Consider the following 20,827-nt stretch of genomic DNA (forward strand, 5'->3'; position numbering starts at 1 on the left):
GCTGGAGACTGACCCGGCCCCGTGGGGGACGTGGGGAGGTCCCCGGGGCGGCCGAGGCATCCCCCGCGCATATCTGACGTCGGGTCACCGCCCCGACACCCGCACATGGTCACGCACCCAACCATCACTTTGCCGAGAAGACCTTACTTCCGTCACCGAACTCCCGCGGGCCTCTGGGCTTTGGCTGATTGGGCCAGCATCATGCGGAACACTTTGTCGTCCAAGCTGCGGACCTGCAGGGCCTTTCCGACGACCCGAGCTCCCATAGCGGAGGCCCTGTCCAGGGGAAAGGCTGCTCGGACGTAGGAGTAGGCCTCGTCGAGACTCTGGTCGGTTGCCGCCGTGAGGATGCGCTCGGCAGCCACCTGTAGACGTGTCCCAAGCTCCTTCGAACCGGCGACTACCAGCTGCCCGTCCCTCTTGACGATTCTGCCATTGACCATCACCAGTTCGACGTCGCCGGCTCCGGCTTGCAGGGCCACGGTCTTCACCGGGTCGAGAACCGGCGACAGATGTGTTGCGCCCGCGCGCACAAGGATGAGGTCGGCGCACTTGCCCACTTCCAGCGTACCCACCTCGCGGTCCAGGCCGGCCGCGCGAGCGCCGTCGATCGTGGCGGCGCGCACTGCGTCGTCGGCCGTCAGGTGCAGCTTCTCGGGCATGATCCCGCGCTTGCCGAGCTTGTCGTTGACCGCCATACGCCCGGCCGCCAGGGCCAGTCGCATCTGGGTGAAAAGGTCGCCGGAACCTCCCGACACGATGTCTACTCCCAGACCGCAGGCCACTCCGGCATGGCGTGCACTGGGCCAGATGGAGGTCCCCATGCCCATCTGCATCTCGCTCTCCGGGGCCACCGAGATCGACGCTCCGACGCTTGCGATGCGTGCCAGGTCGCCGCTGGTGAGGGCGTTGCCGTGCACGAACAGTGTGCGGTCATCAACGAGCCCCTTCGCCAGCAGTCGGGTGACATACCGAGTGCCCCGCGTGAAGGGGCCGTTGGCGACGTGGACCGTGAAGCGATGCGCGTCCAGGCTCCGGGCCAGTTCCACCTCGGGCACGGTGTAGTGCAGGGGGGCGAAGAGGAATTCGCTGCCACTGATACCAAATCGGATCAGCCCATCGCTGGCGGGCAACCGCTCGGTGCGGAACCTCTCGGCGTCCTGGTGTCGCCAGCGGGAGGTGTAGGCCCGCTCGGTGTCGATGGGTACGCCTGGGTCCGGGACGTCGGCCAAGCCGTAGCAGTAGACCGCCCTGATCCCTGTCTTCTCCAGACCCGTCAGCAATGCGTCGGCATGGTCGGGCGTGGCAACCAGATGGGAGTGGTCGACCACCGTCGTCACTCCCGCGTTCAGCGCGTCCAAGGCGCCGGCGTAGTTGCCCAGCTCAGCATCACTCGCTGTGAAGTGGGGGGCGTAGCCGTAACGGGCCAAGGCCATGTAGTCGTACAGCGTCCCGTCCGCCAACCTGGCTCGCAGCAGCGACTGCCACGTGTGTCGATGTGTATCGACCATGCCCGGCATCACGATGCCACCGCCGGCGTCGACAATCTCGGCATCGGTGACACCGAGGTCGCGCCCGATTGCGGCGATGCGCCCTCCCTCGATCAGGAGCTGGCCGACTCCGGGAGGGGCTGGCTCGGCCAAGGTCAGCAGGTTGGCGTTGGTGATCAGTGTGCGTTGGGACATGGATCCACCTCGGTTCGTTTGCGGCTAGCCACGGCTAGCTGGGGCTGTTGGCTGGTCCTGGAGGTGATTCGGGCCACCGGGACCTAGGGGTGCGCGCGGCCAATCGCAGGATGCGCGGAAGCCTCGACACCGAGGCACCAGGGACTCGACGCCGTGCCGGCCGAGCAGCGCCGCGGCGGTCAGCCCGGTCGGGCCCGCACCGACGATGACCACGGGCACCTTCACGGCGACACCCCGAGGGCCACGAGGTAGCCGACGACGAGCGCCGCGCAGACCAGCGCCGGCACGAGGTCGCGGCCACGGTCCCGGTTGCGCACGTGCGTGATGAGGGCGCCGACGAGCAGGAGGAGCAGGCCGACACCTGCCAGGACGCCTAGCATCGGCACGGCCAAGCCGAGCAGGAGCCCGGCGGCTCCGGCGATCTCCAACGCACCGATGCCTCGGTAGGCGGTGACGGAGAACCCGCCATGCGCAGCGCGTTCCCGCATGGGCGCTAGCGCGAACAGCTTGGCCGCACCGAAAAGGAAGAAGACGGCCGCCACGAGGACGGACAGGACGATCAGGACGGTCATGAGTTTCCTTTGAACGTCAAAGCGGCGGTCACGGGCAGTGCGTATAGCACCGTGACGGCCTTCGGCGCGGCGGCGTGCTCGAGTACCCGGTCGGCGGCCCAACCGAGCAGGTCGTTCTCGGCCGCCGTGGCGCCGGGCGTGAGGGTCACATAGGCGACGGGCACCTCACCGGCGTGCTCGTCGGGACGAGCGACCGCGCCGTCAGCGGTGCCCCGCAGGTGCAGCTCGTGCCTGGTGCTGAGCACGGTGAACCCGGGCCCGGGCGAACACCTCCGCCCGCTCCAGGTCCGGCTTCTCGAACTCCAGCCAGGCCAGGTCCCGCACCTTGATCACCGGGTTCGCGCCCCGGCCGGGGTGCTCGCCCGCGAGCGCGGCGTGCCCGCTGTGTAGATCTCCCACGGCTACTCCCTCCATTCACATTGATGACGACATCGTCAGTTACGAGCATATCGTCAGTCAAGAGTTTCTGACGATTTAATCAATGGTGACGCGATGGGCTACGATGCGGCGACGACGAGCTGAGACGGGAGCACGGATGCCGGAGCACGCTCCGAGCCGAGTGGAACAGCGCAAGGCGCGCACCCGCGCAGCCCTGATCCGAGCGGCCCAGGCGTTCATCGCGGAGGGGAAGACCGCGGTGCCGATCCTGGAGATCACCCAGGCCGCGGACGTCGGGATGGGGACGTTCTACAACCACTTCGAGACGAAGGAGCAGCTCTACCAGGCCGCGGTCGAGAACGCCCTCGACACGTTCGGCGCCCTGCTGGACGAGCTGACAACCGGCCTCGACGACCCGGCACAGGTCTTCGCGCAGGGCTTCCGGCTGACCGGGCGCCTGCACCGGAGACACCCGGAACTCAGCAAGGTCCTCCTGCACTTCGGGCTTGAACTCGCCACCTCGGAGAACGGGCTCGCTCCCCGCGCCCGCCGCGACATCGAGGCAGCCGTGCGCGCGGGCCGCTTCACCGTCGGTGACACCGAACTCGCCATGGTCACGGTCGCCGGGGCCGTCCTCGGCCTCGCTCAACTGCTACACCATCAGCCCGAGCGCGACGACGCCGCGGCAACGGACCGTGTGACCGAGGACCTGCTGCACATGCTCGGCCTCACCGCGGCCGAAGCCCACGAGATCTGCAGCCGACCACTGCCCGACCTCGACACCACCGCGACCGGGCCGGACTCCGTCGCCTGAACGCAGCCGCGCCTCGAAGAGAATCACACTGTCCAGCAGAACGGCCATGGTTGCCTCACCGCGCGGGGACGGAGCCGGCCAGTGCGCGCAGCGCGGCGACAGGCTTGCGCAGGCCGTAGGCGACGACGGTGGAGTGGCCGCCGGAGTGACGCCAGGTGAGCAGGGCCCGCCCGTCGGTCACCCTGCCGTCCACCGTGGTGGGCTCACCGACGAGCGGTAGGGGGCCCACGACTTTGAGAGTGAGGCCTGCGATCTCGGTCCAGAAGTAGTCATCCTGAACCGGTCCTGTCGGCGAAAGCCCGAGGGCGGAGGCGGCGGCGAGCCTGCCCTGGGCGACAGCATTGGACCAGAACGGTGCGCGCCGCTCGGGGTGGGTGCCGTCGGCGCGGAGGTAGGTGACGTCACCGGCGGCGAACACGTTGGGGACGGATGTGGTGCAAGCGGAGTCGATGCCGACTCCGAGACGGTCGGCCAGGCCCGTGCGCGGCAGCCAGTCGGTGCAGGGCGTCTCCCCTGCACAGGTCACCACGAGGTCCGCGGTCAGCTCGGTTCCGTCGGGCAGCGTGACGCCGTGGACGGGGTCACCGGCGAGCGTCGCGAAGCCGGCGGTCTGCAGGAAGCGGATACCGTGCGCCGCGGCACGTTCGGTGATCGCGACGGACAGATGACTGCCGAGTATCCGCTCGAGCGGACGGTCCACGTCCAGGACGGTGACGGGGACGCCGCGGGCGGCGCAGGCCGTGGCCACCTCCATGCCGAGGAAGCCCGCTCCGACCACGAGGGCTGAGCGTGCGGTTTCCAGGCGGGTGCGCAGCCGGCGGGCGTCGTCCAGCGTGCGCAGCACCAGTTCGCCACGCTGGCCGGGCGCTGCGAGCCTGCGGGCCGCTGCGCCGGTGGCGATGATCAGCGCGTCGTAGCCGAACTCGCGGCCATCGTCGGTCGTCACGGTGCGGCGATCTGTGTGGGCCGCGGTGGCGGCCGAGCGGACGACCCGGACATCGAGCCCGTCGAGGTCTTGTCTGATGGTGTCGTCAGTGGCGGGGTCCTTGAGGACTGTCTTGGACAGGGACGGGCGCGAGTAGGCCCCGTGTGTCTCGGCGCCGATGATCGTGACGCGGCCGCTGTGGCCGAGTGCGCGCAGCTCCCGCGCGGCGGTGGTGCCGGCCAGCGACTCACCGACGATGAGCACCGAACGGGCGGATGTCATGGCTGCACCCGCAAGGCGGCGACCGGGCACACGTTGACAGCCGCACGGGCTGCGGGCGTGTGTTCGTCGGGTACTTCCAAGTCCTCGAAGTGGTAGGTGAGTTCGGCGTCGTCGTCCAGGGAGAAGACGTCGGGGGCCTGGTCGGCGCACAGGCCGTGACCTTCGCAGCGGGCGTAGTCGACGGAGATCTTCATGGGGCTGTCCTTGAGCGGGGATGTGCGGGGTGTCAGGCGGGGATGAACTGGAGCGGGAGCCGCTCGTAGCGGTGAATGATGTTGTTGAGGGCCCACTCAGGAGTGCCGGTGAGCTCGATGCGGTCCACGCGTGCGACCAGAGCGCGCAGTATCGCGGAAGTCTCCAGGCGGGCCAGTCCTTGGCCGGCGCAGCCGTGGGTGCCCTGTCCGAAGCCGAGTTGGCGGGCGGCGTCGCGGCGGATGTCGAAGGTGTCCGGGGCCTCCCACTCCAGCGCGTCGCGGTTGGCGGAGCCGTAGAGGACGAGCACCCGGGAGCCCTTGGGGATCGCGTGGCCGGCGATGGTCGTGTCGCGGGCGGCAGTGCGGGTGAAGGCCCGGATCGGGGACTCGTAGCGGACGACCTCGTTGACCGCGTTGGGGATGCGTCCGGGGTCCTCCTTGAGCAGCCGCCACTGTTCGGGGTGGGTGGCGAACAGGTGCAGGGCGCTGGCAATGGCGCTGATGGTGGTGTCCAGCGACGGCGACAGGTAGTCGATCATCAGCGTGGCGCATTCGGCCGGCAGGAGCTCGCCCTGGTCGGCCGCGCAGAGCAGGTCATGCCCCATGCTGCCTTCGAGAACCGATCGTTCCCGGACGACGCGGCGGGCGTAGCGCATCATGCCGAGGGACGACGGAAGGGTGCGCACGGCCTGCCGGTTGAACGGACCCAGGCCGTTGAAGGCGGCGCCGGCCCAGCGCAGCAGGTGTTCACGGCCCTCCTGGGGCCAGCCGACGAGGTCGGGTACGACGGACAGTGGCAGTGCCATGGCCATCTCGGCCCCGTCGACGGCCCGGCGCGCGATGGCTGCCTCGACGACCTCGGCCGCCTTTTCCTCCACCGCGGCGGTCAAGGAACGCAGCGCCCGAGGGGTGAGACGGTGGGCGACGAGAGCGCGGCGACGTGCATGGTCGTCGCCGTCGCTGTAGAGGGTGGTGCCCTGCCCCAGGCGGTTGGCGATGGGGTTGAGAGCGACGCCTTCGCCGGAAACGAAGGTGTCGTCGTCGAGCAGAACGGCCTTGCACTGCTCATATCTCGGCAGAGCGTAGACCTTGTGCTTGGTCAACCAGACCACGGGCCCGAGTGCACGCAGCCGGACGTAGTGCGGATGGGTGTCGCGGATGGCTGCGGCCGAGTAGAGGTCGGGCCGGTAGGCGGGGATGTCCGTGCGGGTGGGCATCGTGTTCCCCCTTCGAGGAAGGTCACGCGGTGAACAGGGCTGCGAGGTAGGCGGCGACCAGTGCGGCGCACACGAGAGCAGGTGTGGCACCGCGCGCGTCACCGTTGCGCACATGGGTGATCACGGCTCCGGCCATGAGCAGCAACAGCCCGGCACCCGCCAGGCCGCCCAGCAGGGGTACGGCCAGCCCGAGCACGACCCCGGCGGCGCCTGCGACTTCCAGGGCACCGATGACGCGATAGGCACTGACGGAGTGGCCGGATTCGGCGGCCTTCTCACGCATCGGCTTCAGGGCGAGCACCTTGGTCATACCGATGGCCAGAAAGGGCACGGCGACGAGGCAGGCGAGAACAATGGAAAGAATCATGGTTTGTCCTGGGGGGCCGGGATGGTTGCGGGGGGTGTGCTGACGCGGCCGGCGATGCGGATCTCCGGCGGCCTGTAAGTCCGGCTGTCGGGGGCTGCGTCTCCGTGGAAGGGGGACCGGCGTCGGCTGGTTTCAGCGAGCGGGGTTGCGCAGGGACTGCGGCCGGGTGTGACGTGTGTGTTGGCGGCCGCTCGGGCGGCGGGCGCGCAGTCAGTGGTGTCATGCCTGGCTCCGGGGAGCGTCCATGGCCGTGTCGTGGGTGAGCAGGCGGTGGCGTTCGGCTCCCAGGCGGGCGAAGTGGTCAATGAGGTCGGGGATGTCGACCGTGGCCGGGTTGACGACCTGGTCGACGGGGGCGCCTTGCAGGAGGCGCTTGACGGGGACTTCGAGCTTTTTGCCGGTGCGGGTGTGAGGGATGCCGGGGACGGCGAGGATCTCGTCGGGCACGTGGCGGGGTGAGGCGCCGGTGCGGATCGCTTCGCGGACCTTCTCGCAGAGGGCGTCGTTCAGGACGGCCCCGTCAGCGAGGGCGACGAACAGGGGCATCCAGTAACCGCCGTCGGGCTCCTCCGCGCCGATGACCAGCGCCTCGGTGATCTCCGGGAGGCGTTCGACGACGTCATAAATATCGGCGCTGCCGAGGCGGACGCCGTTGCGGTTGAGGGTGGAGTCGGAGCGGCCGTGGACGATCACCGACCCGTGGGGGGTGACGGTGATCCAGTCGCCGTGCCGCCACGCACCGGGATACGTCGAGAAGTAGGCGTCGCGGTAGCGGCTTCCGTCGGGGTCGTTCCAGAAGTACAGCGGCATGGACGGCATCGGGCGGGTGATCACGAGCTCGCCGACCCGGCCTACGACGGGGAGGCCCTCCTCGTCGTAGGCGGCCAGCGCGACACCCAGGTAGGGGGCGGACAGTTCCCCGGGCCAGACCGCGGTGTTGGGCGCGCTGCCGGCGAAGCCGGAGACGACGTCCGTACCGCCGCTGGTGGAGGCCAGCTGGACGCGTGGGCCTACGTGGTCGCGGGTCCAGGGGTAGGCGGAGGCCGGCAGCGTGGAGCCGGTGCAGCCGATGCCGCGTACCGATGACAGGTCGTGCGCGGAGGGGTCGATGCCGAACTTGGCCATGCCCAGCAGGTATTGGGGGCTGGTGCCGAAGACGCTGACCCGATGACGGGCCGCCAGCTCCCACAGGACGTCCGGGCGGGTAGAGGGGGCGGGGCTGCCGTCGTAGGTACAGGTGGTGGCGCCGGTCAGCAGAGTGGAGGCGACCAGGTTCCACATCATCCAGTGGGTGGTGGTGTACCAGAGCAGACGGTCGCCGGGGCCGAGGTCGGAGTGCAGGGCGAGGGTTTTGAGGTGTTCGAGCAGGACCCCGCCGTGGCCGTGGACGATGCCCTTGGGCAGACCGGTGGTGCCGGAGGAGAAGACGACCCACAGGGGGTGGTCGAACGGCACCGGCTGGCAGGCGAGCTCCTCGGTACGGGTCGAGGCGTCTTCCCAGGGGACGACCAGGGACGGGTAGGTCTGCGACGGCCAGGGCAGGCCGACGTGGTCGACCAGCACGGTGGCCTTCAAGGTCGGCAGGGATCCGGCGAGTTCGAGGGTGGCGTCGCGGCGGTCGTGGGTGGTGCCGTTGAAGAGGTAGCCGTCGGCGGCGATCAGGACGGTGGGTTCGAGCTGGGCGAACCGGTCGGCTGCGGCCTTGGGAGCGTAGTCCTGCCCGCACACCGACCACACGGCGCCCAGGCTGGCCGCGGCGAGGAACGCGACGATGGCGTGCGGGGTGTTGGGGAGGTATCCGACGACCCGGTCGCCCTGGCCGACGCCGAGGTCGCGGAAGGTCGCGGCGACGGATGCGACCAGGCGGCGCAGGCGTTCGCCGGTCAGCTGGTAACCGGAGCCGTTCTCGTCCAGTGCGATGATCGCGGGCCGGTCGTCGGTGAGGTTGCGCAGGGCGTGGTGGGCGTAGTTGAGGGTGGCGCCGGTGAACCAGCGGGCGCCGGGCATGCGTTCCTCGGCCAGCACCTGCTCGTACGGGGTGTCCGCGTCGATGTCGAAGTACTCCCACACCGCGCCCCAGAAGCCCTCCAGGTCGGTGACCGACCACCGGTGCAGGGCGGCGTAGTCGGTGCCGTCCACCCCGACGTGACGGGCGAAGTCCATGATGCGGCTGTCGGCGACGGCCTGCGGATCGGGCGTCGTGAAGGGGTCCGGGTACGGCCTGGTCATCGTGCGGCGCTCCTCAGCAGGCTCTGCTCGGCGGTCCGAGGGGAAGGGTTGGGGCTGCGCGTGGTGTGCAGAAGGGACGCCCAGGCCGCGGTGGCTGTGAAGTCACGGCCACCGGTCGGGACGACGTCCAGGACGACACGGTCGGGGCGCAGCAGGACCGCGTCCGCGCGTCCGCCGCGCAGCCAGGCGGCCAGGGTGCCGTCGTCGCCGAGGTCGGCCACGGAGACCGTCCTGATGCCGAGGCCTTGGGCGAGCGCGGTCAGGGACGGCGAGGGAACGGCCGTGGTCAGGATGGTGAAGGAGTCGCCGAGCAGCTCGTCGAGACGGGTGCGCCGTCCGTCGCCGCTAACCCAGGGTTGTGGGCAGTGCGTGCCCGCCAGGCGTCGGCGGATACCGCGCCGCACGAGCGGTCCGGCGGTGAGGGGCGGGCTGAGGTCGCGGCCGGCCCGTTCGGTCAGGCCGGGTATGCGGCAGGCGGCGGCCAGCGCCCGGCGGCGAATCGCGGCGGCGCCGTCCTGGCCGCCGGTCATGGCCCAGCCCATGATGACCGCGAGCCGTATGACATGGCGTGCGTGCGGCCTGCGTTCGCTCTCGTAGGTGCCCAACAGCCGTTCGTCGGCGCCCTGTCGGAGGACGCGGGCGAGTTTCCAGGTGAGGTTGTAGGCGTCCCGCAGGCCCGAGCACAGTCCCTGTCCGATGAACGGCGGGGTGAGGTGGGCGGCGTCGCCGAGGAGGAAGACCCGTCCCCTGCTCCAGCGGTCGGCGAGGCGTGCCCGGAAGGTGTACTGCGTCTCGCGGACGACCTCGAAGTCACCGTCGTACGAGGGCGGCACCCATGGGGCGATCAGCTCGCGGACCGTCTCCTGCCCGTCCCGGAGCCGGAACTCCCAGCGGTAGCGTGTCTCGTTCACCCGCATGAAGGTCCCCGGCCGCTCCGGGTCGCAGACCTGGTCGACGCCCTCCCAGCAACGAACGGGGCCCGTCGTCTCGGCGTCGATGACGGTCCAGCGTTCCTCGAAGTGAAGGTCCTCCCAGACAGCGCCGATCGCCTCGCGGGAGAGGCTGTTGGCGCCGTCGCAGCCGAGGACAGCGTCGGCCCACAGATGGTGCTCGCCGTCGTCGTCCCGGTAGGTGACCCGGACCGGGCCCGCGGTCTCCGGGCCGACGCCGGTGACCTCGACGCCGCCCCGCAGTTCGCACTCCGGGCGCTTCGCCAGGGCGTCGCGCAGCACGCGTTCCAGCTCGGGCTGGTCGAACATGCTGGACTGCGCATAGCCATGGTGCCCTTGCTGGGAGCGCCGGAACTCGGCCATCACCCGGTGCCGGGCATCCAGCAGCCGCAGCCCACCCGCCGGACGGGAGATCGCGGTGAACTCCTCGCCGACGCCCGCGGCCTGAAGGATCCGGTGGATCTCGTCGTCGCCTGCGACGGCGCGCGGGAGCGGATAGATGTCCCGGTGGCGTTCCAGGACGACACTGGGGATCCCATGCCGGGCCAGGAGAAGGGCGGCGGTTACACCCACCGGCCCGGCCCCGACGATCACGACGGGCACACGTGCGGCTTCATCGACGGTCATGTGCGGCTCACCTCGGGTATTAGTTCGCGCCCGCGACGGGCGTGCGCTGCTCGCCGAGGTCGATACGGCCGTCAGGGGTCGCGATCGTCGCCGTGATCACGTCACCCGGGCTCAGGTAGTGCGGGTTCTTCGCCTGGCTCTTGAAGAACGCCTTCCACTTCACCGCGGGAGGCAGCAGCGCACCGATCTTCTCGACGGCCTTCGGCGGGGCCTTCAGAGCGGTGCCGCCGGGCGTGCCGGTCAGCAGCACGTCGCCCGGATCCAGGGTCTGGAAGCGGGCCAGCAGGGTGAGCGCCTGCGCCGGGCGGACGATCATGTCGGCCAGGGTCCGGTCCTGCCGCAGGTCGCCATTGACACTCAGCTTCAGCCGCAGGTCCAGCAGACGGGCGAAGTCCTCCTCCTCCAACAGGGCCAGGTACGGGCCGGTGGGAGTGAAGGTCGGATACGACTTGCTCTCGTAGAACTGCGTCTTGGTCAGCTGCACGTCACGGGCGCTGACGTCGTTGGTGACGACCAGCCCGGCGACGTACGACGACAGGTCTCGTTCCTCAACCACCGTGCCTACCGGGAGCGGTGCGCCCATGACCAGGCCGAGTTCGATCTCGTAGTCGAGGAACTTGACGTGGGAGGGCCGGACGACGGTGTCCTGCGGACCGCTGATGGACCCGGAGGCCTTGCGGAAGAAGGTGGGCGGGATGTCGCCGGTGAAACCAGAATCCCGAGCATGGCTGCGGTAGTTGACCATCTGTGCGACAACCCGGCACGGAGCGGTGACCGGAGACAGCGGTGCCAGGTCGGTCACCGCCGTGCCGACCTCGCCGGAGGCGGCCGCCTCCCGGATCGCGGCGCGGTCGGCCAGCAACTCGGCTGTGGTGACGGCCTTGCTGTCGACGCGGACAGCGCGCTGGCCGCGCACCACCCACCAGCCGTCGGCAGTACGCAGGACGTTGGTGCTCATGAGTTCATCGCTTTCATCAGGCCCAGCAGCCGCGCCGGGTCGAGTTCGTTGTCACCGCGCAGCGCGCGCAGCACCTCGCGGACCTTGGCCGGGGACGGATTCACCCCGAGGAAGTCACGGGTGGCCGGCGGCCCCCACTGCGCCAGACCGCTCGCGGACATGGGTGCCCAGCCGGGCTCGACGTCGCAGGAGAACAGGTCGCCGTCGGCGAAGTGCTCCAGCATGAAGTGGTCGGGATCGCGCCAGTAGTCGAAGAGCTGACTGCCCTGGATGTGCCGACCGATGCCCCAGCTGCGCTGGTAGCCGCGCTCCTTGAGGTACTCACCGCCGGCTGCGATCGAGTCCAGGTCGGTGACCTGGTAGGCGGAGTGCACGTAGCCGGTGCCGGGACCGAGATGCATCGCCAGCGTGTGGTGGTCCACCGCGAGGCTGCCCTGGTCGCAGCGCAGGAACGCCATGGTCGGACCCCGTTCGCGCTGCCCGTCCAGGAACAGGAAGTCGGACACGATCATGCCGAGGGTGTCCAGGTACCAGTCCAGGGCGCGTGCGAACACCCTCGTCTCCAGGACCAGATGTCCCAGCCGCTGGATACGGGAGGGCTCGCGCGGCGGGCGCTGCGTGGCGTTCCTGCGGCCGTGCTCGGTGCCGAAGTTCAAAAGCAGCGGCTTCTGTTCGGGCAGGGCGGGCAGCGTCTCGCCGCCGTGCACCACCCGCACCGGCAGGCCGGAGGGGTCGAGCAGGCCGACCGCCGCACCTCCTCCGGGTACGTCCGACTCCCGCACTGAGGTGCCGGTCGCGCCGGCCAGCCGGTCCAGGTCGGTCCGCTCGGCCGCGCGGAAGGCGGGGCCGATGAAGCGGGAGGCGCGCCCCTTGCGGATGACCATGCAGGGCGGGCCGGAGAAGGTCCCGCGCAGCCACAGCTCCCGCTCCGTGCGGGCGGCGATCTGGAAGCCGAAGTCACGGGCGAAGGTCTCGGCCCGACTCAGGTCCGGCTTCTCGAACTCCAGCCAGGCCAGGTCCACCACCTTGATCACAGGATTCCGGGACCGCCCCGGATGCTCGCCGCGCACGGCGCCCTGCTCACTGTGGAGGTCCTGGTGAGCCGTCTTGAGATCCCTGCCGCCGATCTCGTCGGCACGGGTTTGGGACATGGCGTCCTCCTAGCAACGCTGCCTTAATGAAGAAATCATCAACATTGCTGAACTCGTCGTCAATAGTTCAGAGGCGTTAATTCTGATGCGATCATCAAGAACGTGGAAGTCATCGTTCCTGTTGCTAGACTCGCTGCATGTCCTCGGTACGCCCCAGTAATCGTTTCGAGCGGCGCCGTGCCGAGACGCGCAGGGCGCTCATCTGTGCCGCCCGGGAGCTCCTGGCCGAAGCCGGTGACGCCAGCGCCAGCATCCAGGCCATCGCCGATCGGGCAGATGTCGGCTTGGGCTCCTTCTACAACCACTTCGAGTCGAAGGCGGAGCTGTTCGACGCTGCGGTGGCGGACGCACTGAAGGAGTTCGGCCAGGTCATTGACGAGCAGCTCGCAGGGACGGAGGACCCGGCCGAGCTGATGGCAGGGGGGTTTCGCCTCGTGGCTCGTATGGCCGACTCGCACCCCGAGCTCATGTGTATCCTGCGACACCGCGGACTGTCCCAGATCCATTCCGATCGCGGCCTCGCCCCGAGCGTCCGCCGCGACGTGCAACGTGGGATCGAGGCAGGCCGGTTTGCCCCCATCGACCCGATCTACGCTCTGTCTGGAACAGGCGGAGCCCTACTGTCCCTGGTGGAGCTGCGGTTTTCCCGGCCCGACCTCGACGGCGAGGAAGCGGCCTCGAACCTGGCCGAGATAACCCTGCGCATGCTCGGCGTTCCCCTTGAGGAGGCGCACGAGGTTGCCTGGCGTCCCCTGCCCGCCCCCAGGAACTGACTTCCCTCTGGCCGCCCCTCGGCAGCGTCCCCGGGCGAAGTGATGACGTCGAACAGCGCACACGCAGCAGCGCTACCGGCCCTCCGTACGGCTCGTTTCTGCGCTGCGCGAGCGCGGCCCGTAGGCAGTCGGAGCCCAGTACGCGGCGGGCATCCCTCGGGGCGGCGCGCTGCAGGGCCCCGCCCCCGGCGGTCTCCGGGCAACCCAGGGCGCCGGTGCCGAGATCATCGTCGCCGTGCCGAGCGCCCAGATCGGCTTCGCGGGTTCCCTGTCGCCGGTCGGCGAACGCCGACCCGGCCGCACATACGGCGGAAGGCTTCGGCTCACGTCGATGCGGTGTGGTTCCGGGAGTGCTTTCCCAGGCGCTGGCTCGCTGTGCCGGCCTCCTCGGTTTGCACATGTCCCGGCATGCGCTGTGGACCGCCGAGCCGCCAGCCGTTCTCACCCGCTCCCGGCCACCGGCTGGGACGCTGCACGATTGCCCGCTGCTCCGCCGGCCCTCGCGCACGGCTTCACGTGTGGACGAGTATCACCTACACCGCCGTGCTCGATGTCAGCAGGGCCACCGCCCAGCACCTCGCGAAGCCGCTCGGCGAACACCGCGAGCGACTCGGCACCCGCAAGGGCACCCGGCCATTGGGCCCGTTCAAGCAGGCGGTGCTGGTGCTGTCCTGGTTCATCGACGGCACGCGCCTGGTCCAACTCGCCGGGGACAAAGGCATATCGGCCCCGACCGCGTACCGCTACCCGCACGAGGGGCTGACCGTGCTCGCCGACCACGCACCCGACCTGTCCACCGCGCTGGAGCGCGCGGCGGCGGCCGGGTACACCACACCTCAACCTGGACGGCACGGCCATCCGCACCGACCGCGTGGCCGCCGCCGGCCCCGACGGCGCGGACCTGTGGTGGTCCGGGAAACACAGCAACCCGGCGGGAACGTGCAGGTCATCGCCGCTCCGGACGGCTGGCGAATCTGGGTCTCCCCGGTCCGTTCCGGGCGCGAGCACGACACCACCTGCGCCCGCACGCACACGAACCGGCGCGCCTCATCGAGATGCGTGCTGAGCATGGCGATCAGGTCGAGCTCGGCGTAGTCGAACAGCCACCGGTCGGTGCGGGACAGCATCCCGACCCGGACGGCATCGAGGGCCTGACCGTGACTGGACGCGAACCCCTCGACGCCGGACTCGGGCAGCCCGACCGCTACCCGGATCCCGGACAGGGGCGTGCCCGTCGATGTCGGCGGTCCCGCCGAGGCACCGTGGACGCTGGACCCCCACGCCCACACCCGTTGCCGGCCGACAGGCAGGATCAAGGTGCCTGTCGCTCCGCCCGCCCGCAGCAGCTGCTCGGCGCACCCTGCCAACCGGCCGGGATCGGCCTGTTCGAGGTCGTCAGCCCACACCACCAATGCGGTGTGCCGGCGGGTGAGGTCGTAGCCCAGGACGCGGTGCGCATGATCGGCAGCGACCGGCTTTCCGTCGAGGACATCCTGCACCAGCTCCATGCGCACGGCGGCCGAACTGGTCACCCAGGCGGCGTGCGCCTGGGAGAACTCGCGAGTCATCTCGGCGGACAGCTGGTTGACGATCGCGAACAGCACCTCTGAGACATGCCCCGCCGCCGCGAACCGGTCGGAGGCAGGCAGGTGTCGTTCGGCCTCGGCAAGGAGCTCCCTGACGGCGTAGGCATGAGCGAGCTGGATGCTTTGCAGCAGGTGTTCGATACCGGCTCCCCGTCCCACAGCCTCCACAGCGCCCGTGAGCGCTTCCGCCGGAGGCTCCGGCGTGACCTCGGTATTCTCGGCCAGCGCAGCCACGATGCTCAACGCGACGGCCTCGCATCCCTTCCGCAGTTCCTGCACGAGGCCGTCCACGCCGAGCTGCGGGATCTGTGTGGTCACGTGATCAGTCATGCCCTGGGCAAGTTCGATGGCCCAGGCCACCGGACCCGCGCCGACCCGGTCGACTAGCCGGTTGACCTGGGCCGAGGGCAGCACCGACCGGGACAACACATTCTGGCCGCGCGGCGCGAGCTCACGAATCCATCCGCCCACGTTGCCCACTGGCCCTCGCCACCTCCGTCCGGGACCGAAGCACAGCGACCAGTCCGTGCCGCCGAGCGCACCCTCGGTCAACAAGTACAACAGACGCCAAAGATGAAGCGCTCCGGGTCAGATGGAGGCTTGATTCCCTGAGATGGATCGGGGTCGCGTGCACGACGGTGTCGCAAACGGCGTCGGTCAGGGTCGCGTTGGTGATCTGGCCGTTGTAGGGGTTGGCGGTTCGGGTGACTAGCCAGCACGTTCGAGCCTGCTGATCACGTGTGACAGGCGTGAGAGCGAGGCGTTCGAAGTGGGCAAAGCCCAGCCGGTTGCGCATCTCGGTGTCGAACACGGCCGGGACCTTGAACAGGACGCCGATCAGCTCGCGTGCTTCTCTGTCGGCTGACGGAGCATTCCGTCAAAGATGATGATTTCCTCAGTGCGACAGTCGTCGCTCTGAGACTCCTAAGTCAAGGCGACATGCTCTGCTTGCTTGAAGCTTCAACTATGGAGGTTTTCGTGAGTGCTGTGACACGGCGGGTTGTGCTGGGTGGGTTGGCGGCGACCGCGACACTGAGTGCGGTGCCAGCCGCGGCGAGTGCGAGCACGCGTCCGGACCCGGTCCTGGACGCGAGTCATGCCACGCAGCGTCTGGTCAACCAAGTGACAAGCCTGTTCCGGGACAAGTCAGCGCACTCCGTGGACCGGACGATGGCGCATTTCGCTCGCCGGCCGATGTACTACACCGACGCCACCCTGGGCTGGTACAGCCCGTCCTGGGAGAGTCTGCGCACGGCGTTCGAGCAGTTCATGTCGGCCTGGCCCGCGTCGGCGCGCTCTTACCCGACCCGGCTGATCGGAGACAAGCACAGTGCGATCGTGCTGTTCACCGACACGCCAGCGGTCACGAGTTGCGGATCATGGCCGCTGTGGACTTCTACGACGGAAAGGTGGTTCGGCAGGTCGACTACTGGGACGGCAGGCATGCCACCGTGGAGGGAACCAACCAGCTGCGGGTGCCCGATGACCAGTTCCCGCACACTTTCGGCGAGGATGTCGTTCCGAGCCAGTCCGCGCCGATCATCGGGGAGGTGGCGGCGAAGCTGATCGCAGGCGAAGTCGCCGGCCTGTTCGCCGAGGATGCGGTGTTCGAGGATCTGACGCTGCGGATCGAGCTCGTGGGTCGGCAGTCGATCACCGGGTACCTCGACCGGGCGTCGACATCGGTGCCGTACCGATCAGGCGCGATCCGGCATACGGTCGGCAGTGATCAGGGCGGCGGCTTCGAGTGGATGCGTCCCAACGGGACACCCACGCACGGGATCGTGTCATTCGAGCTGGATTCCCAGCAGAAGATCACCCGTCTCACGTCGATGTGGGACGGTTCACGCCTTACTGATGCTCAGATCCTCACCTTGCTGGGACAAACATTGGAGCGATGAAACCATCCGGCCCCGACACGCCAAAATGGACTCCGGCGAAAGGAGTGCCGAGTGAGGGGACTGGCGGACAGGCTGGCGGCGGAACGTGCCGGTGCTCTAGTAGTCGGTCACGCGTCCGCTGCTCTGTCGCGGACTGGGGGTCGTCGGCGCGCTCGGTGAGCCCGAGTGCGCGCCGAACGCCCGGGCCACCGACGCCTGCGGGCATGACGTCGGGTCCGTGTCGAGGGGCGGTTCGACCGTCGGTACGGCGTCCGTCCGCCGCTCGTGCCGGGCCCGCTGTCACCTTGCGCAGTAGGGGCCTGCTGCCGGCGAGGGCGGTGAGCATGGCCAGTGCGCCGACGATCACCCGCCGGGGCCCGAAGCCGGGACGCAGCTACGCCGAACTGGTGGGCGGGCCGCTGGACGGACTGCTGCTCGACATCACCGGCTGGAGGCCGGAGGAGATCGACGACGGTGTCTCCCTCCTCACGGAGCTCGGGCGGTTCGGTTCCGGCGGCCGGGCGCTCTACGACCCGCGCCCCGGCGGCCCAGCCTGCTGGGACCGGGGCGGCGACAGCCCCTGACAGCCTGCCGCTCGGTCGGGTGAAGACGCCGCAGCGGCGGAACTCTCCCCGGGCGCCCGGGCGTAGTGCCATACATGAACCCGATCAACGAGGTGCACGTGAGTGAGCCGAGCCTGGTCGTCGTCGACGTTGCGGGCGCCGACGACGCCACCGCCCTGCCCTTCCAGCAGCTGCTCGCCGACCGGTGGGCGACGGCGAAAGCGGAGCACACGACCCGGGACGCGGGCAAGCCCGGTGTACGGCTGAGCTGCTACCTAGACCTGCGTCAGCCCACCGACCTGACCGCTGCGTCGGCCGACGCCGCGCCGGTCAGCGCAGCCGCATCACAGTGACGACCGCGTGCCGGGTCGTGCCCGCCACGACCTCCACCCCGGCACCGCCCCCCCGGCGGGCGTGTAGGAGTCGCCGGCCTTCGTGAACGCCCGCCGGGCCTGGGGGACCAAGCGCGGGGCCACGACCGAGGACAGGGCCGTGGTCAGCCGTTGGGACAGCGCCACCCGTCCGTCGGGCAGGCGCACAGCGAGCGCCTTCGGGTGCAGGGCGGTGCCGGTGAACGCGACCACGGCCGCGTCGACTGTGTCCGCGTGCCTGATCTTCGCCCAGACCCGGCCCGCCTTATAGGCCCCTCGCAGCGGCTTCGCCACGATCCCTTCACGCCTGTTCCTTCGAGCGCCGCGTACCAGAGCAGGGCCTCGTCCAGGTCGGTGGTCGACCACACCGCCGCGATCGACGGACCGGCGTCGGCGAGCACGTCCAGGAGGACCTGGCGGCGCTCCAGGTACGGACGCGGGCGCAGGTCAGGAAAGCCCGCCGCAGGATGGGCCAGGACGTCGAACGCCGAAGCGCGCGGGTTCGCGGAATCCTGGAGCAGTTCGAGTGCGAACCCGTACGCCGGTGAGGGACTGGTGGCTGTCCCGATGCGGGTTGACCTTCGAGTCGGGTTGAAGGTGTGGCGTCGATGGTGTGACGACATGCCGCAGTTCGCCGAGAACTCCGGCGTTCCGGCCAGGATGCTGCGCTTCTACGAGGATGCCGGGCTGCTACCCGTCGAGCGCGCGCCGTCCGGCCGGGCAGAAGGTCTCCGACGCGACGATCACCACGACGGTGCCGCTGATGGCCGCCACTGTGCTGGTGGTGGTCGCCTCCAGGGTCCCCAAGCTCGGCGACAGCCTCGCCGATGTCGCCGCAGTCGTCCCGTTCTACGTCGTCTTCCTGTCTGTATTCGAGGGTTGCAGTATTCGCCGTAGAGCGAGCAGTTCCGTACCCGACTCGGTCACGTCAACGGTGACAAGGTGTAGAGCTCTCGCTGAACGGGCGCTGTCGGCGCGAAGACGCCGGAGCAAGAAGAAGACCGGCCTCTTGCGGTGAACCCGCGCCGGCCGCCCGCGCTCCGGTGCGGGCTGTCGCCCTCTGCCACCGCGCGGTACGGCCCCTTCCCAGCAGCGGCAGTCCTGCGCGGCGGAAGGCTCACCCGGCGCTACGAGGTTCACGGCACCGGTACGGCACCGATCTGCTGCATCACCCCGAGGAGATCGGGCTGGCCCCGTTCACCGACGATCCGGCCGTCGGCCAGGTAGTAGAAGTTCATGGCCTGCACCGAGATCTTGTTGCCGCTCGCCGGGATCCCGAAGAATTCACCGTCGTGGGTTCCCCGCATGGTGAACCGCGCGGCCACGGTGTCGCCTTCGGTGACCGTCTCCTCCAGCGTCCACTGGACGTCGGGGAAGGCGCTGCGCATCATCCCGATGACTTCCAAGTACCCATCGGGCCCCCGCAGTGGTTCCGGGTGGCTTGGCGCGTGGAACACCGCGTCCGGAGAAATGACCTCGCGGGCGAGATCCTCGTTGCCCGTGTTGATGAACTCGACGAAACGGTTCATCACTGACTCGGTGGACTGCGATGGCATCTTGCTGTGCCTCTCCGGAGACGTTTGGGCGGGTACCGGCGAGCGTAACATCGAATCGATGTTCACATCGATTCGATGTTCGCGTGCGAAGATGGACTCATGCTGGAACTCGCGATACTCGGCTTCCTCGCCGAGGGACCCCTGCCCGGACACGAGCTGCGCCGCCGTATCTCACAGCTGACCGGTTATACGCGGCCGGTCAGTGACGGCAGCCTGTATCCGGCGATCAATCGCCTGACCAGGGCGGGCTTGATCGAGCGGCGCTCAGACCCGGCCGCGGGGGCGGCCCGGTACGTGCTTAGCCCGACCGCGGCCGGGCGGGCTAAGATGCTTCAGCGTCTGCGCAAGCCCGCCGACCACGAGATCACCGACTTCACCCGGTTCTACGTTGTCCTGGCCTTCCTCTCCCACCTGCCCGACGTGGCCGAACAGCATGCGGTGCTGCGCAGGCGGCTGGAGTTCCTGGAAGAACCGGCGAGCTTCTTCTACGACAACGAGCGGCCCCTGCGTGCCGAGGAGATCGCCGACCCCTACCGGCGGGGCATGCTGCTCACCGCCCGCGCCACCAGCCGCGCCGAACGGACCTGGCTGCGCGAGACCCTCGGCGAGGAACCGCCCGCATCCGACACCACGGGCACCGACAGCGATCCGCATGCGCCCGCCGCTCCCGCGGGCTGACTGTCCACGGAGGTACCCCCATGCTTGCTTCCTGGTACGACGACCAGGGCCCCGCCGCCGATGTCCTGCATGTCGGTGAACTCCCTGATCCCGCCCCCGGCCCCGGCGAGGTCCGCGTCCGCGTCACCGTCTCGGGCATCAACCCCGGCGACACCAAGAAACGGCGCGGCTGGCTCGGCTCGTCCATGCCCTTCCCGCGAGTGATCCCGCACAGCGACGCCGCCGGAGTCATCGACGCTGTGGGCGCCCAAGTCGACGCCCGCCGCGTCGGACAGCGGGTCTGGGTATACGGCGCCCAGTCCTACCGCCCCTTCGGCACAGCTGCTCAGTACACCGTCGTACCCGACCACCAAGCCGTACCTCTGCCCGACCACCTCAGTGACGATCTGGGCGCGAGCCTCGGCATCCCCGGCATCACCGCCCACCGCACCGTCTTCGCCGACGGCCCGGTCGACGGCCGACTGGTCCTGGTCCACGGAGTTCTCGGCGGCGTCGGCTCCCTGGCCGCCCAGCTCGCCCATTGGGCCGGCGCGACTGTGATCGCGACCGTCCGCCGCACCGCGGACCTCGACCGCGTCGACCCGGCCGTCGTCTCCCACGTCGTCGCCCTGGATACCGGCGACCCCGCCGCGGCCATCCGCTCGTACGCGCCACGGGGCGTCGACCGGATCATCGAGGTCGCGCTGTCCGACAACGCCGATCTCGACAACGCCGTCGCCGCCAACAACGCCGTCATCGCCGCCTACGCCACCCGCACGGACCGCACCGAGATCCCCTTCTGGCCGCTGCTGTTCAACAACGTCACTCTGCGGCTGCTCGGCAGCGACGACTTCCCCGCCGAGGCCAAACGCCAGGCCGCCCGCGACCTCACCTCCGCCGCCGCCGTCGGCGCCCTCACCGTCGCCGTCGGCGACCGTCACCCGTTGGACGACATCGCCAAGGCCCACGGCCACGTCGACGCTGGCGGTGGCCACGGCCGCATCCTGCTCACCATCCCCCAGTAGCGCAGACTCGGAACACTGCTCTGTTCAACTGCCTAGCCCTACGGGGCGGCCCGTCGCGCTGCCAGGT

The 20,827-nt window shown here is 69.5% G+C and carries 21 protein-coding genes and 4 pseudogenes; 9 read left to right on the forward strand and 16 right to left on the reverse strand.

The window, feature by feature from the left end:
- Positions 1 to 152: 152 nt before the first annotated feature.
- The 5 genes and pseudogenes from FNH08_RS01925 to FNH08_RS52950 form a co-directional block, all read right to left on the reverse strand.
- Positions 153 to 1,685: an amidohydrolase family protein gene (locus FNH08_RS01925; RefSeq protein WP_152769472.1), complete on the reverse strand. Its 1,533-nt coding sequence runs from the start codon at positions 1,683 to 1,685 to the stop codon at positions 153 to 155.
- A gap of 24 nt (positions 1,686 to 1,709) precedes the next feature.
- Positions 1,710 to 1,910: an FAD-dependent monooxygenase gene (locus tag FNH08_RS51465; protein WP_322723493.1), complete on the reverse strand. Its 201-nt coding sequence runs from the start codon at positions 1,908 to 1,910 to the stop codon at positions 1,710 to 1,712.
- On the reverse strand, positions 1,907 to 2,257 hold the full coding sequence (locus FNH08_RS01935) for a DoxX family protein (protein WP_152769473.1): 351 nt from the start codon (positions 2,255 to 2,257) through the stop codon (positions 1,907 to 1,909). The genes FNH08_RS51465 and FNH08_RS01935 overlap by 4 nt, the downstream gene beginning before the upstream one ends.
- Positions 2,254 to 2,421, reverse strand: coding sequence for a hypothetical protein (locus tag FNH08_RS52945; protein ID WP_322723507.1), 168 nt, complete (start codon positions 2,419 to 2,421; stop codon positions 2,254 to 2,256). The genes FNH08_RS01935 and FNH08_RS52945 overlap by 4 nt, the downstream gene beginning before the upstream one ends.
- A gap of 30 nt (positions 2,422 to 2,451) precedes the next feature.
- A pseudogene (locus FNH08_RS52950) lies at positions 2,452 to 2,671 on the reverse strand (VOC family protein); the annotation flags it as partial.
- 121 nt (positions 2,672 to 2,792) lie between these two features.
- Here FNH08_RS52950 and FNH08_RS01945 point away from each other — a divergent pair.
- The gene (locus tag FNH08_RS01945; protein ID WP_152769474.1) at positions 2,793 to 3,449 is read left to right on the forward strand and encodes a TetR/AcrR family transcriptional regulator; all 657 of its coding nucleotides are present in this window, start codon (positions 2,793 to 2,795) and stop codon (positions 3,447 to 3,449) included.
- Positions 3,450 to 3,504: 55 nt separating this feature from the next.
- On the opposite strand, the gene FNH08_RS01950 is transcribed toward FNH08_RS01945, so the two are convergent.
- From FNH08_RS01950 to FNH08_RS01985, 8 genes are all read right to left on the reverse strand, one after another.
- On the reverse strand, positions 3,505 to 4,656 hold the full coding sequence (locus FNH08_RS01950; protein WP_152769475.1) for an NAD(P)/FAD-dependent oxidoreductase: 1,152 nt from the start codon (positions 4,654 to 4,656) through the stop codon (positions 3,505 to 3,507).
- Entirely contained in the window at positions 4,653 to 4,850 is a 198-nt protein-coding gene (locus tag FNH08_RS01955; RefSeq protein WP_152769476.1) for a ferredoxin, read from the reverse strand. The genes FNH08_RS01950 and FNH08_RS01955 overlap by 4 nt, the downstream gene beginning before the upstream one ends.
- Before the next feature lie 32 nt (positions 4,851 to 4,882).
- Positions 4,883 to 6,067, reverse strand: a complete 1,185-nt coding sequence (locus FNH08_RS01960; RefSeq protein ID WP_152769477.1) for a cytochrome P450 — start codon at positions 6,065 to 6,067, stop codon at positions 4,883 to 4,885.
- Between the two features lie 22 nt (positions 6,068 to 6,089).
- Positions 6,090 to 6,434, reverse strand: coding sequence for a DoxX family protein (locus FNH08_RS01965; RefSeq protein ID WP_152769478.1), 345 nt, complete (start codon positions 6,432 to 6,434; stop codon positions 6,090 to 6,092).
- Between the two features lie 219 nt (positions 6,435 to 6,653).
- Positions 6,654 to 8,663 carry an acetoacetate--CoA ligase gene (locus FNH08_RS01970; protein ID WP_152769479.1) on the reverse strand — a complete coding sequence of 670 codons (2,010 nt, stop codon included), beginning with the start codon at positions 8,661 to 8,663 and terminating at the stop codon, positions 6,654 to 6,656.
- On the reverse strand, positions 8,660 to 10,240 hold the full coding sequence (mhpA, locus tag FNH08_RS01975; protein ID WP_152769480.1) for a bifunctional 3-(3-hydroxy-phenyl)propionate/3-hydroxycinnamic acid hydroxylase MhpA: 1,581 nt from the start codon (positions 10,238 to 10,240) through the stop codon (positions 8,660 to 8,662). The genes FNH08_RS01970 and mhpA overlap by 4 nt, the downstream gene beginning before the upstream one ends.
- Before the next feature lie 19 nt (positions 10,241 to 10,259).
- Positions 10,260 to 11,198, reverse strand: a complete 939-nt coding sequence (locus FNH08_RS01980; RefSeq protein ID WP_152769481.1) for a fumarylacetoacetate hydrolase family protein — start codon at positions 11,196 to 11,198, stop codon at positions 10,260 to 10,262.
- Positions 11,195 to 12,349 (reverse strand): VOC family protein, encoded by a 1,155-nt coding sequence (locus FNH08_RS01985; protein WP_152769482.1) that lies wholly within the window; start codon positions 12,347 to 12,349, stop codon positions 11,195 to 11,197. Before FNH08_RS01985 ends, FNH08_RS01980 begins: the two co-directional genes overlap by 4 nt.
- Before the next feature lie 137 nt (positions 12,350 to 12,486).
- On the opposite strand from FNH08_RS01985, the gene FNH08_RS01990 reads away from it, so the two are divergent.
- Together FNH08_RS01990 and FNH08_RS01995 are read left to right on the forward strand one after the other, a co-directional pair.
- Positions 12,487 to 13,122 (forward strand): TetR/AcrR family transcriptional regulator, encoded by a 636-nt coding sequence (locus tag FNH08_RS01990; protein WP_152769483.1) that lies wholly within the window; start codon positions 12,487 to 12,489, stop codon positions 13,120 to 13,122.
- A gap of 516 nt (positions 13,123 to 13,638) precedes the next feature.
- Positions 13,639 to 14,154 (forward strand): annotated as a pseudogene (locus tag FNH08_RS01995) (transposase family protein); the annotation flags it as partial.
- Positions 14,155 to 14,264: 110 nt separating this feature from the next.
- Here FNH08_RS01995 and FNH08_RS53420 read toward each other — a convergent pair.
- Positions 14,265 to 15,038: pseudogene (locus FNH08_RS53420) on the reverse strand (hypothetical protein); the annotation flags it as partial.
- A 1,058-nt stretch (positions 15,039 to 16,096) separates the two neighbouring features.
- Between FNH08_RS53420 and FNH08_RS02010 the strand changes: the two are divergent.
- The 3 genes from FNH08_RS02010 (at position 16,097) to FNH08_RS50540 (ending at position 17,504) form a co-directional block, all read left to right on the forward strand.
- A complete protein-coding gene (locus FNH08_RS02010; protein WP_152769486.1) occupies positions 16,097 to 16,609 on the forward strand; it encodes a nuclear transport factor 2-like protein in 513 nt (170 codons plus the stop codon).
- A 323-nt stretch (positions 16,610 to 16,932) separates the two neighbouring features.
- Entirely contained in the window at positions 16,933 to 17,172 is a 240-nt protein-coding gene (locus tag FNH08_RS02015; RefSeq protein ID WP_152769487.1) for a hypothetical protein, read from the forward strand.
- A gap of 98 nt (positions 17,173 to 17,270) precedes the next feature.
- Positions 17,271 to 17,504, forward strand: coding sequence for a DUF6207 family protein (locus tag FNH08_RS50540; RefSeq protein WP_322723495.1), 234 nt, complete (start codon positions 17,271 to 17,273; stop codon positions 17,502 to 17,504).
- Here the strand turns inward: FNH08_RS50540 and FNH08_RS02020 are convergent.
- Positions 17,496 to 17,816, reverse strand: a complete 321-nt coding sequence (locus FNH08_RS02020) for a hypothetical protein (protein WP_152769488.1) — start codon at positions 17,814 to 17,816, stop codon at positions 17,496 to 17,498. The two genes, FNH08_RS50540 and FNH08_RS02020, sit on opposite strands and share 9 nt — an antisense overlap.
- Before the next feature lie 406 nt (positions 17,817 to 18,222).
- Between FNH08_RS02020 and FNH08_RS02025 the strand changes: the two are divergent.
- Positions 18,223 to 18,417 (forward strand): annotated as a pseudogene (locus FNH08_RS02025) (arsenic resistance protein); the annotation flags it as partial.
- Between the two features lie 241 nt (positions 18,418 to 18,658).
- On the opposite strand, the gene FNH08_RS02030 reads toward FNH08_RS02025, so the two are convergent.
- On the reverse strand, positions 18,659 to 19,144 hold the full coding sequence (locus FNH08_RS02030) for an ester cyclase (RefSeq protein WP_322723496.1): 486 nt from the start codon (positions 19,142 to 19,144) through the stop codon (positions 18,659 to 18,661).
- Between the two features lie 33 nt (positions 19,145 to 19,177).
- Here FNH08_RS02030 and FNH08_RS02035 point away from each other — a divergent pair, with 33 nt between their 5' ends.
- Positions 19,178 to 19,756, forward strand: a complete 579-nt coding sequence (locus FNH08_RS02035; protein WP_152769490.1) for a PadR family transcriptional regulator — start codon at positions 19,178 to 19,180, stop codon at positions 19,754 to 19,756.
- Between the two features lie 20 nt (positions 19,757 to 19,776).
- Positions 19,777 to 20,760, forward strand: coding sequence for an NADPH:quinone reductase (locus FNH08_RS02040; RefSeq protein ID WP_152769491.1), 984 nt, complete (start codon positions 19,777 to 19,779; stop codon positions 20,758 to 20,760).
- Positions 20,761 to 20,827: the final 67 nt, after the last annotated feature.

It is taken from the genome of Streptomyces spongiae (genome assembly GCF_009377185.1).
Taxonomy (GTDB): domain Bacteria; phylum Actinomycetota; class Actinomycetes; order Streptomycetales; family Streptomycetaceae; genus Streptomyces; species Streptomyces spongiae.

What these genes read in the sequence shown, in the direction of transcription:
- FNH08_RS01925 (WP_152769472.1), bottom strand. Translation starts at nt 1,685, where the DNA reads ATGTCCCAACGCACACTGATCACCAACGCCAACCTGCTGACCTTGGCC.
- FNH08_RS01935 (WP_152769473.1), bottom strand. Translation starts at nt 2,257, where the DNA reads ATGACCGTCCTGATCGTCCTGTCCGTCCTCGTGGCGGCCGTCTTCTTC.
- FNH08_RS01945 (WP_152769474.1), top strand. Translation starts at nt 2,793, where the DNA reads ATGCCGGAGCACGCTCCGAGCCGAGTGGAACAGCGCAAGGCGCGCACC.
- FNH08_RS01950 (WP_152769475.1), bottom strand. Translation starts at nt 4,656, where the DNA reads ATGACATCCGCCCGTTCGGTGCTCATCGTCGGTGAGTCGCTGGCCGGC.
- FNH08_RS01955 (WP_152769476.1), bottom strand. Translation starts at nt 4,850, where the DNA reads ATGAAGATCTCCGTCGACTACGCCCGCTGCGAAGGTCACGGCCTGTGC.
- FNH08_RS01960 (WP_152769477.1), bottom strand. Translation starts at nt 6,067, where the DNA reads ATGCCCACCCGCACGGACATCCCCGCCTACCGGCCCGACCTCTACTCG.
- FNH08_RS01965 (WP_152769478.1), bottom strand. Translation starts at nt 6,434, where the DNA reads ATGATTCTTTCCATTGTTCTCGCCTGCCTCGTCGCCGTGCCCTTTCTG.
- FNH08_RS01970 (WP_152769479.1), bottom strand. Translation starts at nt 8,663, where the DNA reads ATGACCAGGCCGTACCCGGACCCCTTCACGACGCCCGATCCGCAGGCC.
- mhpA (WP_152769480.1), bottom strand. Translation starts at nt 10,240, where the DNA reads ATGACCGTCGATGAAGCCGCACGTGTGCCCGTCGTGATCGTCGGGGCC.
- FNH08_RS01980 (WP_152769481.1), bottom strand. Translation starts at nt 11,198, where the DNA reads ATGAGCACCAACGTCCTGCGTACTGCCGACGGCTGGTGGGTGGTGCGC.
- FNH08_RS01985 (WP_152769482.1), bottom strand. Translation starts at nt 12,349, where the DNA reads ATGTCCCAAACCCGTGCCGACGAGATCGGCGGCAGGGATCTCAAGACG.
- FNH08_RS01990 (WP_152769483.1), top strand. Translation starts at nt 12,487, where the DNA reads ATGTCCTCGGTACGCCCCAGTAATCGTTTCGAGCGGCGCCGTGCCGAG.
- FNH08_RS02015 (WP_152769487.1), top strand. Translation starts at nt 16,933, where the DNA reads ATGGCCAGTGCGCCGACGATCACCCGCCGGGGCCCGAAGCCGGGACGC.
- FNH08_RS02035 (WP_152769490.1), top strand. Translation starts at nt 19,178, where the DNA reads ATGCTGGAACTCGCGATACTCGGCTTCCTCGCCGAGGGACCCCTGCCC.
- FNH08_RS02040 (WP_152769491.1), top strand. Translation starts at nt 19,777, where the DNA reads ATGCTTGCTTCCTGGTACGACGACCAGGGCCCCGCCGCCGATGTCCTG.